The sequence below is a fragment of the Microbacterium karelineae genome, from assembly GCF_009745985.1.
In the GTDB taxonomy this organism is placed as follows: Bacteria; Actinomycetota; Actinomycetes; order Actinomycetales; family Microbacteriaceae; genus Microbacterium; species Microbacterium karelineae.
The window spans coordinates 378,437-392,359 of the sequence record NZ_WFIX01000175.1 but is presented as its reverse complement, the minus strand read 5'-3'; the positions used below and the strand labels follow the sequence as shown (position 1 = coordinate 392,359).

Annotated in this window: 12 protein-coding genes and 1 tRNA gene; 7 read left to right on the top strand and 6 right to left on the bottom strand. The window is 70.9% G+C overall.

The features are described from left to right. Positions 1 to 104: 104 nt before the first annotated feature. A complete protein-coding gene (locus GB932_RS19180) occupies positions 105 to 707 on the top strand; it encodes a hypothetical protein (RefSeq protein WP_197517313.1) in 603 nt (200 codons plus the stop codon). A 4-nt stretch (positions 708 to 711) separates the two neighbouring features. Next, a complete protein-coding gene (locus GB932_RS05290; protein WP_197517312.1) occupies positions 712 to 1,968 on the top strand; it encodes a tyrosine-type recombinase/integrase in 1,257 nt (418 codons plus the stop codon). A 17-nt stretch (positions 1,969 to 1,985) separates the two neighbouring features. On the opposite strand, the gene GB932_RS05285 is transcribed toward GB932_RS05290, so the two are convergent. Continuing rightward, positions 1,986 to 2,059 (bottom strand) — tRNA-Gly (locus GB932_RS05285). A gap of 80 nt (positions 2,060 to 2,139) precedes the next feature. Beyond that, positions 2,140 to 2,670 (bottom strand): gamma carbonic anhydrase family protein, encoded by a 531-nt coding sequence (locus tag GB932_RS05280; RefSeq protein ID WP_156759637.1) that lies wholly within the window; start codon positions 2,668 to 2,670, stop codon positions 2,140 to 2,142. A 136-nt stretch (positions 2,671 to 2,806) separates the two neighbouring features. Here GB932_RS05280 and GB932_RS19175 point away from each other — a divergent pair, with 136 nt between their 5' ends. The 3 genes from GB932_RS19175 to GB932_RS05270 all read left to right on the top strand — a co-directional run bounded on the left by GB932_RS19175 (position 2,807) and on the right by GB932_RS05270 (position 6,479). Continuing rightward, positions 2,807 to 3,022: a hypothetical protein gene (locus GB932_RS19175; RefSeq protein WP_197517311.1), complete on the top strand. Its 216-nt coding sequence runs from the start codon at positions 2,807 to 2,809 to the stop codon at positions 3,020 to 3,022. Further along, on the top strand, positions 3,019 to 5,847 hold the full coding sequence (locus GB932_RS05275; RefSeq protein WP_197517310.1) for an ATP-binding protein: 2,829 nt from the start codon (positions 3,019 to 3,021) through the stop codon (positions 5,845 to 5,847). Before GB932_RS19175 ends, GB932_RS05275 begins: the two co-directional genes overlap by 4 nt. 149 nt (positions 5,848 to 5,996) lie before the next feature. Continuing rightward, a complete protein-coding gene (locus GB932_RS05270) occupies positions 5,997 to 6,479 on the top strand; it encodes a Dps family protein (protein ID WP_156759635.1) in 483 nt (160 codons plus the stop codon). 61 nt (positions 6,480 to 6,540) lie between these two features. Here the strand turns inward: GB932_RS05270 and GB932_RS05265 are convergent, their stop codons facing one another. The 4 genes from GB932_RS05265 to GB932_RS05250 are packed head-to-tail and all read right to left on the bottom strand — an operon-like array spanning position 6,541 to position 10,812. Then, the gene (locus GB932_RS05265) at positions 6,541 to 8,049 is read right to left on the bottom strand and encodes an amidohydrolase (protein ID WP_156759634.1); all 1,509 of its coding nucleotides are present in this window, start codon (positions 8,047 to 8,049) and stop codon (positions 6,541 to 6,543) included. Between the two features lie 14 nt (positions 8,050 to 8,063). Next, positions 8,064 to 9,065, bottom strand: a complete 1,002-nt coding sequence (locus tag GB932_RS05260; protein WP_156759633.1) for an Fpg/Nei family DNA glycosylase — start codon at positions 9,063 to 9,065, stop codon at positions 8,064 to 8,066. Then, positions 9,065 to 9,562 (bottom strand): ribose-5-phosphate isomerase, encoded by a 498-nt coding sequence (locus tag GB932_RS05255; RefSeq protein WP_156759632.1) that lies wholly within the window; start codon positions 9,560 to 9,562, stop codon positions 9,065 to 9,067. The genes GB932_RS05260 and GB932_RS05255 overlap by 1 nt, the downstream gene beginning before the upstream one ends. Before the next feature lie 23 nt (positions 9,563 to 9,585). After that, on the bottom strand, positions 9,586 to 10,812 hold the full coding sequence (locus GB932_RS05250; RefSeq protein WP_197517309.1) for a ferrochelatase: 1,227 nt from the start codon (positions 10,810 to 10,812) through the stop codon (positions 9,586 to 9,588). Positions 10,813 to 10,954: 142 nt separating this feature from the next. Between GB932_RS05250 and pepN the strand changes: the two genes are divergently transcribed. Together pepN and GB932_RS05240 are read left to right on the top strand one after the other, a co-directional pair. Then, on the top strand, positions 10,955 to 13,519 hold the full coding sequence (gene pepN / locus GB932_RS05245; protein ID WP_156759802.1) for an aminopeptidase N: 2,565 nt from the start codon (positions 10,955 to 10,957) through the stop codon (positions 13,517 to 13,519). Further along, entirely contained in the window at positions 13,519 to 13,923 is a 405-nt protein-coding gene (locus GB932_RS05240) for a globin (protein ID WP_156759630.1), read from the top strand. Before pepN ends, GB932_RS05240 begins: the two co-directional genes overlap by 1 nt.

Genomic DNA, 13,923 nt, shown 5'->3' with positions numbered 1-13,923 from the left:
TTTACCTTCCAATCAGGTGCCTGAGACGCCTTCTTCGCGACGTCCTGACGCAAGCAAAGCCCACTTCTGTACCCCTGGAGCATGTTTTGGGTTACACTATGGTCATGGCAGACCTGCGGATCACATTGGACAACCAGCACGGGTGGCTCATTCAGGGCTTCCGGGCACCGTGGCGACCCGAGTACGCACTGAACGCAACCGTCGACCTCGTCGCCGGACGCCCCGCACTTACGAGCATCAGAATCATCAACCTGACCGATCGGCAGGCAGTGCCGATGACGCAGAAGCTCCTAGCGTGCATTCCGGGCGAACGTGTCGCCCGCGCACTAGGCGCGATGATGCCCGGAGGCGCCTTCGGGCGCGGATCGGGGACAGAAGCGGTTGGCGTCCTTCAGAACCTCGCTGACGGACAGAGAGAGGCCGGAGGCGCCATGACACAGCCGCGAGTACCCATGCGTCCCGACCGGCGGCAACGCGGTGTAACTCAGGATGACATCGACGATTTCTATGGCACCCTCGGCAACCTCGTCGACGACCTCCAGGCGCGGGGAGTTCCGAACATTCGGGAGGCCCTCGCGCAAGCGTACGGGTCAGCAGAGGGCAATGGTCTCCCGATGGCGAAGAAGCTCCTTCGCGAGTTGGCCGAGTGGCGCAGGAATAGGGCGCGCCGCCCCGAGACGAACGCCACACAGACCAAGGAGAGCTGACGACATGGCTCGCAAACAGAACCGACTCGACTTCGGATCCGTCCGCAAGCTCCCGTCAGGCCGATACCAGGCCCGCTATCCCGACCCGCGCGGCAAGCCGATGACCGCACCGGGCACATTCGCCACGAAGGCGGAAGCGCTCGACCACCTCGCCGAGGTGCGCGCTGACCGTCTCCGAGGTGTCTACCGTGACCACCGCGACGGCGCCGAGCACTTCGACGTGTTCGCCCGCGGATGGATCGACAACGGCGGCAGACGCGGCCACCTCGCCGAGCGCACGAAGGAGTTGTACGAGGACCTTCTCGCGCGAGACCTGGCGCACTTTCACGGAATGCCCGTATCCGCCATCACACCTCGTGAGGTGCGCGCCTGGCACGCCAAGCATGGGCGCGAGACGGCACAGCGCAGCACGAGCAAACGCGCCCCCGGCAGTGCTCGCCTGCGCCAGGCGTACGCACTCCTGCGCGGCATCCTCGCGACAGCCGTCGAGGATCGCATGATCGCGGAGAACCCGTGTCGGATCGTCGGCGCTGGCGTCGCCAAGGCGGAGGAACGTCCCTACCTCTCCCCCGAGACGCTCGCGAGGATAGTCGACGCGATGCCCGCTTGGTATCACGCGCCGTTGCGCGTCAAGTTCGGCGCGCACCTTCGTCTCGGCGAGCTTCTCGCGCTGCAGCGTGGCGACTTCGACGCCGAGCATGGAACGCTCCGTGTCGAACGCCAGGCCGTGACCGTCGGCGGTGCCGTGAAGATCACTCCGACAAAGACAGGAGAGAGTCGCACGATCACGCTCCCGCCGAGCACCGCGGCGATCCTTCGCGACCACCTCGCCGCCCCGACGAGATTCCATGACGACGACGCACAGCCTGCGGGTGCGGGACGATTCCCCAAGTCGCCGATGTTCGTCGGACGCAACGGGAACCCGTTCACGCGCGGATCACTTCAGAACGCGTGGCGCAAGGCAGCGAAGAAGGTCGGGGCACCCCAGTTCCACGTGCACGACGTGCGCCATGCTGGCCTCACACTCGCCGCACAGTCGGGAGCTACGACACGCGAGCTGATGGCGCGCGCAGGACACCGCACCGCGGCGGCGTCGATGATCTATCAGCACGTCGCGGCCGAACGCGCCGACCAGCTCGCACACCGTATGGATGCCCTCGCAGGGGCCACTTTCGACAGCCCTAATGGCACGCGGCTGGCACGAAACACCATCACGGCCGACGGAGCGAATGCCATTGAGGCGGACGAAAACCAGCACTGACCAGCGTTTTTCTTCAGTGGAGGGGATGACGAGAATCGAACTCGCGTGACCAGTTTGGAAGACTGGGGCTCTACCATTGAGCTACATCCCCGCGGCCGCCTCGGGAGGCGACTCGGAAGAGTCTATCGGATCCGTCGGCGTGCTCCGGAACCGGCCGGTCGCCCGGGCGCGTCACGCCTCTCGGGCGTGCTCCTTCGAATATCCGACGTAGCGCTCGGCGTTGCCGCGGATCCGGGCGATCTCTTCGTCGGTGAGGGCGCGGCGCACCTTCGCGGGCACGCCGGCGACGAGGGAGCGCGGCGGGATCTCGGTGCCCTCGAGCACGACGGCTCCCCCGGCGACGAGACAGGATGCGCCGATGCGCGCGCCCGACAGCACGACGCTGCCCATGCCGATGAGCGATCCGTCGCCGATCTCGCACCCGTGCACGACCGCGCCGTGTCCGACGGAGACGAACTCGCCGAGCACGGTGGGGTGCTGCGCGTCGACGTGCACCGTCACATTGTCCTGGAGGTTGCTGCCGCGGCCGATCGTGATGGACGACACATCACCCCGCAGCACGGCGTTGCACCACGCGCTCGACGACTCCGCCATGCGGACGTCGCCGATGATCCGCGCCCCTTCGGCGACGTACACACCGTCGTCCAGGGCGGGCTCGGCGCCCTGGAATCCGCGGACCGTGGCCAGCTCTGAGACCGTCATGGACCCGACCCTACCCACGCCGGTGCCCGAATGCGGGGGCCTCAGATCGTCGTGGCCACGGAAGATAGGGAATCCGTCCGATGCCCCCGCCCCTCCTCAGAGCGGACTGTGGAATCACATCCACCGAGGAGTCATCATGTACGCGAACCCGACCATCGCCCTCATCCAGTACGACGAGCACGTGCGCACCGCCGAGCGCCGCATCGCCGCAGAGCGCCTCATCCACGAGCGTGCGATGCACGACCGGACGGATCTCGCAGCGCCGGCGCGCCGCGGGCCGTCGCTGCGTGCCCGACTGCGTGCCCGGCTGCGTGCCGCGCTCGCGCGCGTCGCTGGCAGAATGGCGGCGTGACCCCCGCACGCGCTCCGCTCGTCGGGCGCGACGACGCCCTCGCCGCCCTCGATGGTGCGCTCGCCGCCGCCGCCGACGGCCCTCTGCGCGCGGCCCTCATCGAGGGCGAGGCAGGGATCGGTAAGTCGCGACTGCTCGCGGAGCTCGCCGAGCGACGCCCCGATGTGCGCGTCGCGGAGGGGCGCTGCGTCGACGACGGCGCCGCCTATGCGTCGATCGCCGGCGCGCTGCGCCCCCTGATCACCGAGCGGGACCCCGACGAGCTGCGACGGATCACGGGGGCGGGTTACCGCGCCCTGCAGGGGCTGTTCCCGCACCTGTCCGACGGCGATGTGGGCGACTCCACCGCCGCACAGGTGAACGAGGCGATCGCGCTGCTGCTCGAGGACGCCGCGCGCGACCGCCCGCTCGTGCTCGCGATCGAGGACCTCCACTGGGTCGACCCCGCGAGCCTCGCCGTCATCCGATCCCTCGTGCGCGTCCCGCCGGCCGCGCGCGTCCTCCTCATCATGACGGCGCGACCGGAGGACGTGGGCCGGACGGATCCCGCCCGCGCGTTCCTGCGCGAGCTGTCGCGGGACCGGCACGCGACGCGGGTGACCCTCGAACGGCTCGGCCGCGAGCAGGTGCGCCTGCTCGCCGTCGCCCTCAGCGGCCGCACGCCGTCCCCCTCGGAGCTCGACCGCTTCGTGCAGCGCAGCGACGGCGTCCCCTTCTACGTCGAGGAGGTCGTGGACCTCGGCGGCGACGCTCCCCTGTCGGACGGGCTCCGCGAGCTCCTCCTCGTCCGCTACGAGCGGCTGTCCCACGACGCGCAGCGCGTACTGCGCCACCTGGCCGTCGGCGGCATCCGCGTGCCGCACGAGCTGCTGATCCGCGTCCTCGACGGCGCCGTCGGCGATCCGGACGAGGCGCTGAGGGAGGCGGCCCGGGAGCGCCTCATCGTCCTCGACGGCGACGACTGCGCGTTCCGCCACGCGCTCGTGGGCGAGGCGATCCTCGGCGACGTCATGCCGGGCGAGCTGCAGCAGCTCCACGCCAGGTACGCCGACACCATCGCACGCGATGCGGCAGACGAGGGGCGCCTGGCCGCCCTCGCCGCGCACTGGGAGGGCGCCCGCGAGGCGGCGCACGCCTTCCCCGCCTGGATCCAGGCGATGCGCGCCGCCCGCGCGTCGTTCGCCTTCGCATCGGCCGCGCAGCACGGCGAGCGGGCGCTCGCGCTCTGGGACGCGGTGCCCGACGCCGACCGGATCGCGGGGATGACGCGGAACGAGCTCACGGGGCGCACCGCCGCGCACCTCCGCAACGCCGGCGAGGTCGACCGCGCGCTGCGGCTGATCGACACCGCGCTCGCTCGGGTGACGCCGGGAACCGTGGACGAAGCCCACCTGCGGCACTCGCGCGGCCGCGTCTTCGGCCTGCTCGCCCGCGCGGGTGGGATCGAGGCCTATCGAGCGTGCCTCGACATCCTCGACACCGTCGACGAGACCGCCCAGACGCGGGCGCTCCGCGCCTCCGCCGTCACATCTCTCGCCGGACAGCTCATGCTCATCGGCGACATCGAGGAGGCGCGGGATCGCGCCGACGCAGGCGCCGCTCTCGCGCGGGAGCTCGGAGATCCCCTGCTCGAGTCCATCGTCGTCAACATCGGCGCGCGCGTGCGCGGATCGCTCGGGCTGATCGATGACGCGTTCGCCGGCATGGAGCGCGCCCGCTCGCTCGCGGACGAGCACTCGGCGGCCATGATCCGCTACTGGGTCAACGCGTCCGACCTCGCCGAGCGGGCGGGTGATCACGAGCGCGCCCTCGCGATCGCCCGCGAGGGCATGTCGGGAGCGCGCCGCCGCGGAATCGACCGGACCTCCGGCGTGATCCTCGCAGGGAATGCCGTCGATCCCCTCATCGCCCTCGGGCGCTGGCAGGAGGCGCAGGACCTCATCGACGGCTCCCTCGCGCTGTCGCCGCCATCGACCTTCCGCTCATATCTCATCCGCGCTCAGGCCTCGATGCTCGTGTGGACCGACGGCGCCGACGCGGCGGCAGCGGTGATGTCCCAGGGTGAGGCGACCTTCCGTTCCCTGATGTCGATCGACCAGCAGTCGCGGCTGTCGGTCGCGCACGTGCGCACGGAGATCGCCGTCCTGCGCGGCGACGCGGCGGCCGCGTGGACGTCGGCGCAGGAGCTGTTCGTCGGGTACGGCGGCCATATCGATGCCGCGTATGTCTTCCCGTTCAGCTGGTCGGTGTCGCGCGCCATCTCTCTGGCGGGGCGGGACGGCCTCGTCGACGTCCCCCGGGAGCGCGAACGCCTGCGCTCCCACGTGGAGAGCTTCTCCTGGTGGCCATCGGCGGCCGCCTGGATCCCCGTGATCGCCGCCGAGGCGATGGACGACCCAGCCGCCTGGCGTGACGTCGTGGCCCGCCCCGATGTCCCCGCTCGCCCCGTCATCGTGCGGCCCTATGCGTGGCTGCGGCTCGCCGAGGCGCTCCTCGCGACCGACGACCGCGACGGCGCCCGCGCGGCGCTCACGGAGGCGCTCGGCGACGCGCGCGCCCGCGGCGTGACCGTGCTGGCCCGCCGCGCCGAGGCGCTCGCCGCGGACGCGGGGCTCTCGCCGTCGCACGCCCGCGCCGGCTCCCCGCTCACGGCGCGCGAGTCGCAGGTGCTCGACCTGATATCGGACGGCCTCACGAACCGCGAGATCGGCGAGCGCCTCTTCATCAGCGCGAAGACGGTGAGCGTGCACGTCTCCGCTGTGCTCCGGAAGCTCGGCGCCGCCAATCGCACCGAAGCGGCCCGCCGTGGCAGCGCTCGCAGGTAAGGCGCACCTCACTGAGGTGAGCCTCTCTTTTCCCAGGTCACGGGCTGATTCAGCCGAGGCTCGCCTTGCTTGCGCGCGGCCGTCAGGCGAGTACCGTTGACATCGACGCGGGAGCAGATCATCCCGCCTCGAACGAGAAGGGGATCCTCATGACCAAGACCACCATCGCCACCACCGCCGCAGACCCGACCGTCGCCGCCGCGAGCTCGCAGTTCCTCTCCCCGATCGTCCTCGGGCTCGAGGCCCTCACGGTCAACGGCAAGCAGGCGCACTGGCACGTCCGCGGCGCCAACTTCGTCGGCGTGCACGAGTTCCTCGACACGCTCGTCGACCATGCCGGCGCATGGGCCGATGAGGCCGCCGAGCGCATCGTCGCCCTGGGCCTGCCGATCGATGCGCGCATCGACAAGGTCGCCGAGAAGGTGTCGGCGACGGGCGCGCCCGCCGGCTTCGCGCAGTCGACCGAGGTCATCGCGGGCATCGTGAAGGACATCGACGCCGTCATCGCCGACCTCGATGCCGCGATCGACGGCCTCGACGAGATCGACCTCACGAGCCAGGACATCGCGATCGGCATCAAGGCCGGCCTCGAGAAGGACCGCTGGTTCCTCGTCGCGCACGTCGCGGAGTGATCTGACGCAGCGCACTCGGCCCCGTCGCCCCTCGGGCGGCGGGGCCGAGTGTGTGAGCGGGCTACGCCACGTGGGTGAGACGACCCGCGATCATCGTCGCGTTCACGGGCATCGCGCGGAGCTCATCGCGGGTCGCGGCGAGGGGATCGTGCCCGACGATCGCGAGATCGGCGACCGCGCCCGGTTCGATCGCCGCGGGATCCCCGCTCCCGCCTTCGGTCGAGGCCGCGAGGGCCGTGCGCGCATCGAGCGCCTGGCCCGGCTGCCACGGATCGCGGTCGTCGTCGGTGCGGAAGACGGCCGCCGACATCTGGATCCACGGATCGAGCGGCGACACGGGAGCATCGGACCCGAACAGGAGGTTCGCCCCGGCGTCTCGCAGATCGCGCAGCGCATAGGGGCGCGCGGGCTGGCTCGCCCAGAGCCCGTCGGCGAGATCCCTGTCGTCGACCAGATGCTGGGGCTGCACGCTCGCGTCGATGCCGAGCCTCGCGAACCTCGGGATGTCGGTCGCCCCGAGCAGCTGCGCGTGCTCGATGCGACCGGGGACGGCGCAGCGCGCGAACGCGTCGAGGGCCGCCGTGTTCGCCGCATCGCCGATCGCGTGGATCGTCGTCGCGATGCCGCCGGCCGCCGCGCGCGCGACGAGCTCCGCCATCTCCGCCGGCGTCACCGCGAGCGCCCCGCGATGGTGCGGGTGCCCGTCGTAGTCATGCGAGGTCGCGGCGGTGCGGCTCGCGAGCGCGCCGTCGCCGATCACCTTCAGCATCCCGAGGCGCACGAGCGGGTTCTGCGACAGGGGATCGCCGGTCTCGAGCCGCTGCGCGAGCACGGCGTCCAGGCCGTCCGGATACACGTTCGAGAACACGCGCAGCGCGTCCCAGCCCGCGTCGGCCCTCCGCCGCCACGGCGCGTGGTTCTCGCCGAACTCGAGGTCCCAGACTCCGACGACGCCGCGTGCGGCCGCCCGACGGGCCGCGTCCGCGTGCGCAGCATCTGCGACGGATCCCTCGACGTCGTCGAGCCGGTCGATCACCTCGAACGCGATCGCCTCGCGAACGAGCCCGCTCTCGGTCGGGGCGATGCCCTCCCTGCGGAACGCCGCCTCGTTCATCCACACGGAGTGCACGTCGACGCCCAGCAGGTAGGTCGGCACATGCCCTGTGACGGCGTCGAGCACCGCGCGCGTCGGCTCCTCCGTCCAGAGCGCCCAGGCCAGCCGCGACAGCACGCGGCGCCCGTCGGGCTGGGGCGCGATCTCCGCGGCGCGCGCCGACGCCTCCTCGGCCGAGCCGGCGTGCTCGACAGACGGCCTCGTCGATGCGAGCGCCCACTGCAGGACGTGTGCGTGGTGATCCCACAGCCCAGGGACGACCCACGCGCCCTCCGCGTCGAGGACGGCACCGCGGGCGCGGATCGCTCGAGCCGGCGCGATGTCCGCGATGCGGCCGCGCATCATCCACAGGTCGAACAGCCCGTCGCGCGCGGCGAGCGGGTGCGCGAGGAGCTCGCGCCCCTCCCCCGCGATGCGCGCGTTCGCGATGACGTCGACGTTCTCTCCGATGTGCATGTCTCCCCGCCTCGTCACGTCTGGCAGCCGGGGCACCAGTACAGCTTGCGCGCCTGCATCTCCTCGAGCGCGATCTCGGCTCCGCAGCGGCGGCACGGCAGGCCTGTCCGGTGGTAGACCCAGTGGCGGTCGTCGCGGCTCGCCATCGCGCGACGCCAGGCGTCGCCCGTGAGACCGTCCATCGTCATCATCTGGCCGGTCTCGACACCGATCCGCAGCAGCGCTGCCCAGTCCCGCCAGAGACCGCGCACGACCTCCTCGGGGACGGCCCTGCCCGGGGTGTGCGGATCGAGTCGCGCGCGGAACAGGATCTCAGCTCGGTAGACATTGCCGATGCCGCTGACGACGGCCTGATCCATGAGCAGCTGGCCGATCGCGACGCCGCGGCGCCTGACCGCGTCGACGAAGCGCTCCTCGTTCTCGCGCGGGTCGCCGACGAGCGGATCCGGCCCCAGCCGGTCGATGACGGCGTCGATCTGCTCGGGGGTCTCGACCGCGCACGCCGTCGGGCCGCGGAGGTCGGCGCACGTCACATCGGTCATGAGCCGCGCGCGCACCTGACCGACCACGGGCGGCGGCCACTCGAGCTCCGCGCCGTCGTCGACGCCCTTGGTCTGCTCCGACATGCGCACGTGCCCGCGCGTCCTCCGCGGCGCACCGATCGAGGCGAGGGAGTTCTCGCCGGCATCGTCGAGGATCGGAACACCGAGGTCGGTCCCGCGCTGGTTCGTCTGGCCCATGCGGCCGTTCGCCGATGCGATCGTCGGATCCACGAGGATCTCGCCCGCGAAGTCCCACGCACCGTAGAGCCCGAGGTGCACGCGCAGCCAGAGGTCGCCGTCGAATTCGAGGAACATCTGCTTGCCGACCGCCATCGCCCGCGACATCTCGCGCCCGTCGACGAGCGCCGCGCCGTCTGCGAAGCGCCCCTGCGGGCTGGATACGGCCACGGGCCGCCCCGTGAAGTTGCGGTCGAACTGGCGGGCGATGCGGTGGACCGAATGCCCCTCGGGCATCAGTTCCGCTCACGAGGAGCGGGGCCGTCGACCAACGCGCCGTCCCGTTCGTAGGCCCCGACCTGCGCGATGCGACGTGCGTGACGCTCGTCGCCGGGGAACGGGGTCGCGACGAAGCGGTCGACGAAGTCGAACACCTCCTCGACCGTGTGCTGGCGCGCCCCGATCGAGATGACGTTGGCGTCGTTGTGCTCACGGGCGAGCTCGGCCACGTCGAGGTTCCACACGAGCGCGGCGCGGATGCCCTCGACCTTGTTGGCGGCGATCTGCTCGCCGTTGCCGGATCCGCCGAACACGACGCCGAGCGCCTCGACGCCCGCGCGCTGATCGTCGACGACCGCCTGGGCCGCGCGGATGCAGAACGCCGGGTAGTCGTCGAGGGCGTCGTAGTGATCCGGTCCGTGGTCGACGACCGCGTGCCCCTGCTCGATCAGGTGCTCCTGCAGCTGCGTGGAGAACTCGAGGCCGGCGTGATCCGTCGCGATATGGATGCGCATGGTGTCGATTCTGCCGTATCCGCTCAGGGCGCGATGCCCGCGGCGGCCGGGCGGAAGCCGAGGCGCACGTTCTCGTCGCTGCCGGCGCGGCTCACATCGAACCACGGCCCGAGGGCGGTCACGTGCGGGCGCTCGGCGGCCGGCGTGCCGTGGATCCGCTCCTCGATGAGATCGACGAGACCCGCCACGTACGCGGGGTGGGATCCGGGGGTGCGGGTGCGCGCGAACGCGAGGCCCGCTTCCTCCGCCGACTCCTTCGCCTCGTTGTCGAGATCCCACATGACCTCCATGTGGTCGCTCACGAAGCCGAGCGGCACGACGGCGACGGCCGTGATGCCCTCGCCGGGGAGGCCGGCGATCACGTCGTTCACGTCGGGTTCGAGCCACGGTTGCGAAGGCGGGCCCGATCGCGACTGGTATACGAGAGTCCAGTCCACGTCGGCGGCCCCGGGGACCTCGTCGTGCAGCCGCGCGACGAGGTGTGCCGCGACGGCGCGGTGCTGCGCGGCGTAGGCACCGCCCTCACCGAAGTCGACATCGCGCGGGCCGGAGCGCTCCGCGTCGGCCGTCGGGACGGAGTGGGTCGAGAAGAGGAGGCGGATCTCGCGGGCGGGTCGGCCCTCGTCGAGCCATGCCGTCACGGCGTCGCGGATGCCCTCGTAGAAGGGCTCGACGAAGCCTGGGTGGTCGAAGAAGAGCCGCACCTTGTCGATCGTCATGGGGTCGTCGCCGTCGCCCAGCCCGGTCCCGCCGTCGCCGGATCCGAGGACGCGCGCGATGTCCTCGCGGTACTGCCTGTCGCTCGAGTACGAGCTGTAGGCGCTCGTCGCGAGCGCGAGCACGGTGCGGTGCCCATCCGCGTAGGCCTCGGAGACGGCCGTGTCGAGCATCGGGGCCCAGTTGCGGTTGCCCCAGTAGACGGGCAGGTCGAGGCCGCGGCGGGCGATCTCGTCACGCAGGGCCGCCAGCAGCTCGCGGTTCTGCGCGTTGATCGGGCTCACACCGCCGAAGTGGCGGTAATGGGTCGCGACCTCCTCGAGGCGCTCGTCGGGGATCCCGCGGCCGCGCGTGACGTTCCGGAGGAACGGGATCACATCGTCCTGCCCCTCGGGGCCGCCGAAGCTCGCCAGCAGGACCGCATCGTAGGCCGTCGGGGTCTCGACGAACGGCGCGCCGGTGGCGGCCGCGGGCGAGGCGTAGAGAACGGTCAGGTCTGTCTGCTCTGGCGAGCGCGTCGCGTCGACTGTCACGGATCCATTTTCGCACCGAATCCGCGGCGCGAGGCTCAGCGCTCATCCAGGTCGAAGCCGAGCAACGTAGGCTGTACCAGTTGCCTGCGCCGCCAACCGCGCGTGGGCGGATCCCCCGGACGAACTCATGGGAGCAGCCACAGTGCCTGGAGAGAACCTCACTCGCGTCGAAGCGGAAGAGCGCGCGGGAGTCGTCGCCACCCGCAGCTACGAGATCGCCCTCGACCTCACCAAGGGCGAGGAGGTGTTCGGTTCGCGCAGCGTGGTGCGATTCGACGCGACGCCCGGTGCGACCACGTTCATCGACCTCATCGCACGCGATGTGCGCGAGGTCACCCTCAACGGACGCGAGCTCGAGCCGTCGGACGTCTACGCCGATGCGCGCATCGTGCTCGACCAGCTCGAGGAGACCAACGAGCTGATCGTCGACGCCGACTGCGAGTACACGCATTCGGGCGAGGGACTGCACCGCTTCGTCGACCCGGTCGACGGCGAGGCCTACCTCTACACGCAGTTCGAGGTGCCCGACTCGCGGCGCGTATTCGCCGTCTTCGAGCAGCCCGATCTCAAGGCGACGTTCCAGTTCACCGTGACGGCCCCCAAGGAGTGGAAGGTCGTCTCGAACCAGCCCACGCCCGAGCCCATCCCTCACGAGGAGGGCGGATCCGCGACGTGGGGCTTCGAGCCGACGCCGCGCATCTCGTCGTACATCACGGCCCTCGTCGCGGGCCCCTACGAGGAGATCCGGGATGAGCTGGTGAACAGCGAGGGGCGCACGATCCCCCTCGGCGTGTTCGCGCGCCGGAGCCTCTGGGACGACATCGATGCCGACTACATCTTCGAGAAGACGAAGCAGGGCTTCGCGTACTACGAGGAGAAGTTCGGGGTCCCCTACCCCTTCGCGAAGTACGACCAGCTGTTCGTGCCCGAGTTCAACGCGGGCGCCATGGAGAACGCCGGCTGCGTCACCTTCACGGAGGCCTACGTCTTCCGCAGCAAGGTCACCGACGCCGTCAAGGAGCGCCGCGTCGTCACGATCCTGCACGAGCTCGCCCACATGTGGTTCGGCGACCTCGTCACCATGAAGTGGTGGAACGATCTCTGGCTGAACGAGTCGTTCGCCGAGTGGGCGTCGACGATCGCCACCGCAGAGGCCACCGAGTGGACCGGCGCGTGGACGACGTTCAACGCGATGGAGAAGACCTGGGCGTACAAGCAGGATCAGCTGCCGTCCACCCACCCCGTCGTCGCCGAGATCGCCGACCTCGAGGACGTGCAGGTCAACTTCGACGGCATCACGTACGCGAAGGGCGGATCCGTCCTCAAGCAGCTCGCCGCGTATGTCGGCATCGACGAGTTCTTCGCCGGCGTGGGCGCGTACTTCCGGAAGCACGCCTACCAGAACACGACGCTCGACGACCTCCTCGTCGAGCTCGAGCGCACGAGCGGCCGCGACCTCGGAACGTGGACGAAGCGGTGGCTTGAGACGGCGGGCGTCAACACGCTCTCGCCCGTCATCGACGATGACGTCGACGGCGTCATCACCCGCTTCGCCGTCACGCAGACGGCCCCGGCCGACTACCCGACGATCCGCCCGCACCGCATGGGGATCGGGTTCTTCGATCTCCGGAACGGGCGTCTCGAGCGCACGCACCACGTCGAGGTCGACATCGACGGCGACCTCACGGAGATCCCCGAGCTCGCGGGCCGGCGTCGGCCCGCGCTGGTCCTGCTCAACGACCACGACCTGGCCTACGCCAAGATCCGCCTCGACGCGCAGAGCCTCCGCACGGCGATCGCGCACATCGCCGACATCGCCGATCCCCTCGCGCGTTCCCTCGTGTGGGGCGCCGCGTGGGACATGACCCGCGACGGCGAGATGGCGGCGCGCGACTACATCGACCTGGTGCTGTCGGGCCTCGGATCCGAGTCGGAGTCGACGACGGTGCGGACCACGCTCGCGCAGGTGCGCCTCGCCGCGCAGACCTATGTCGCACCCGACACGCGCGACGCCCAGCGCGCCCGCGTCGCGGACGGGCTGTGGCACCTCCTCGAGCACGCGATCCCCGGCGGCGACATGCAGCTCCAGCTCGCCACCGCGTTCGCCCTCTCGGCCTCGCGCCAGGAGCATTGGGACCGGGTGCGGCAGCTGCGCGACGGATCGCTGGAGCTGCCGGGCCTCGAGATCGACCAGGACCTCTCGTGGCAGCTGCTCGTCTCTCTCGCCGCGGGCGGCGCCATCGGCCGCTCCGAGATCGACGAGGCGCTCGCGGCGGACAACACCGCGAAGGGCGGCGAGTTCGCCGCTCAGGCCCGCGCCGCCCTGCCCGGATTCGAGAGCAAGGAAACCGAGTGGTCGGCGCTGATCGACAGCGACGAGCTGCCGAACACGGTCGTCCGTTCGGCCTCGGCCGGCTTCGTGCACCCCGCCACGCGCGACGATCTCGTGGCCTTCGTGCCCCGCTACTTCGAGATGCTCCTGCCGATCTGGGAGCAGCGCACCTTCCAGATCGCCTCGTATCTCATCGAGCTGCTCTACCCCGCCCCGCTCGCCGATACGGCGCTGCGCGACGCGACGCGCTCCTGGCTGCGCGAGCACGCGGACGCGCCCGCGGCCCTGCGCCGCATCGTGGCGGAGAACCTCGCGGGCGTCGAGCGCGCGCTCGCCGCCCAGACGCGCGACGCCGAGGCGGACGCGCACGAGTGATGGTCGAGATCCAGCCGACCGGCGGGCCGCCCCCCTTCTATGAGCAGGTGGGCGGCCGCGAGACGTTCCGCCGGATCGTCGACGTCTTCTACCGTGAGGTCGCGCGCGACGAGGTCCTGAAGCCGATGTATCCCGAGGAGGATCTCGGCCCGGCGGCCGAGCGGCTGCTGATGTTCCTCGAGCAGTACTGGGGCGGGCCGACGACCTACAGCGAGCAGCGCGGGCATCCGCGGCTGCGGATGCGGCACATGCCCTTCCACGTGAACCCCGACGCGCGCGATCGGTGGCTGCGCTGCATGCGCACCGCCGTCGACGAGGCGGAGCTCTCCCCCGTGCACGAGGCGACGCTGTGGGACTACCTCGAGCGCGCCGCCCACGCGATGGTCAACACGTTCGAGAAGTAG

Bases quoted from the DNA above. Each gene is read 5' to 3' on its own strand.
- GB932_RS05240 (WP_156759630.1), top strand. From the start codon at position 13,519: ATGGTCGAGATCCAGCCGACCGGCGGGCCGCCCCCCTTCTATGAGCAG.
- GB932_RS05255 (WP_156759632.1), bottom strand. From the start codon at position 9,562: ATGCGCATCCATATCGCGACGGATCACGCCGGCCTCGAGTTCTCCACG.
- GB932_RS05280 (WP_156759637.1), bottom strand. From the start codon at position 2,670: ATGACGGTCTCAGAGCTGGCCACGGTCCGCGGATTCCAGGGCGCCGAG.
- GB932_RS19175 (WP_197517311.1), top strand. From the start codon at position 2,807: ATGTACGCGAACCCGACCATCGCCCTCATCCAGTACGACGAGCACGTG.
- GB932_RS05270 (WP_156759635.1), top strand. From the start codon at position 5,997: ATGACCAAGACCACCATCGCCACCACCGCCGCAGACCCGACCGTCGCC.
- GB932_RS05260 (WP_156759633.1), bottom strand. From the start codon at position 9,065: ATGCCCGAGGGGCATTCGGTCCACCGCATCGCCCGCCAGTTCGACCGC.
- GB932_RS05265 (WP_156759634.1), bottom strand. From the start codon at position 8,049: ATGCACATCGGAGAGAACGTCGACGTCATCGCGAACGCGCGCATCGCG.
- GB932_RS19180 (WP_197517313.1), top strand. From the start codon at position 105: ATGGCAGACCTGCGGATCACATTGGACAACCAGCACGGGTGGCTCATT.
- GB932_RS05290 (WP_197517312.1), top strand. From the start codon at position 712: ATGGCTCGCAAACAGAACCGACTCGACTTCGGATCCGTCCGCAAGCTC.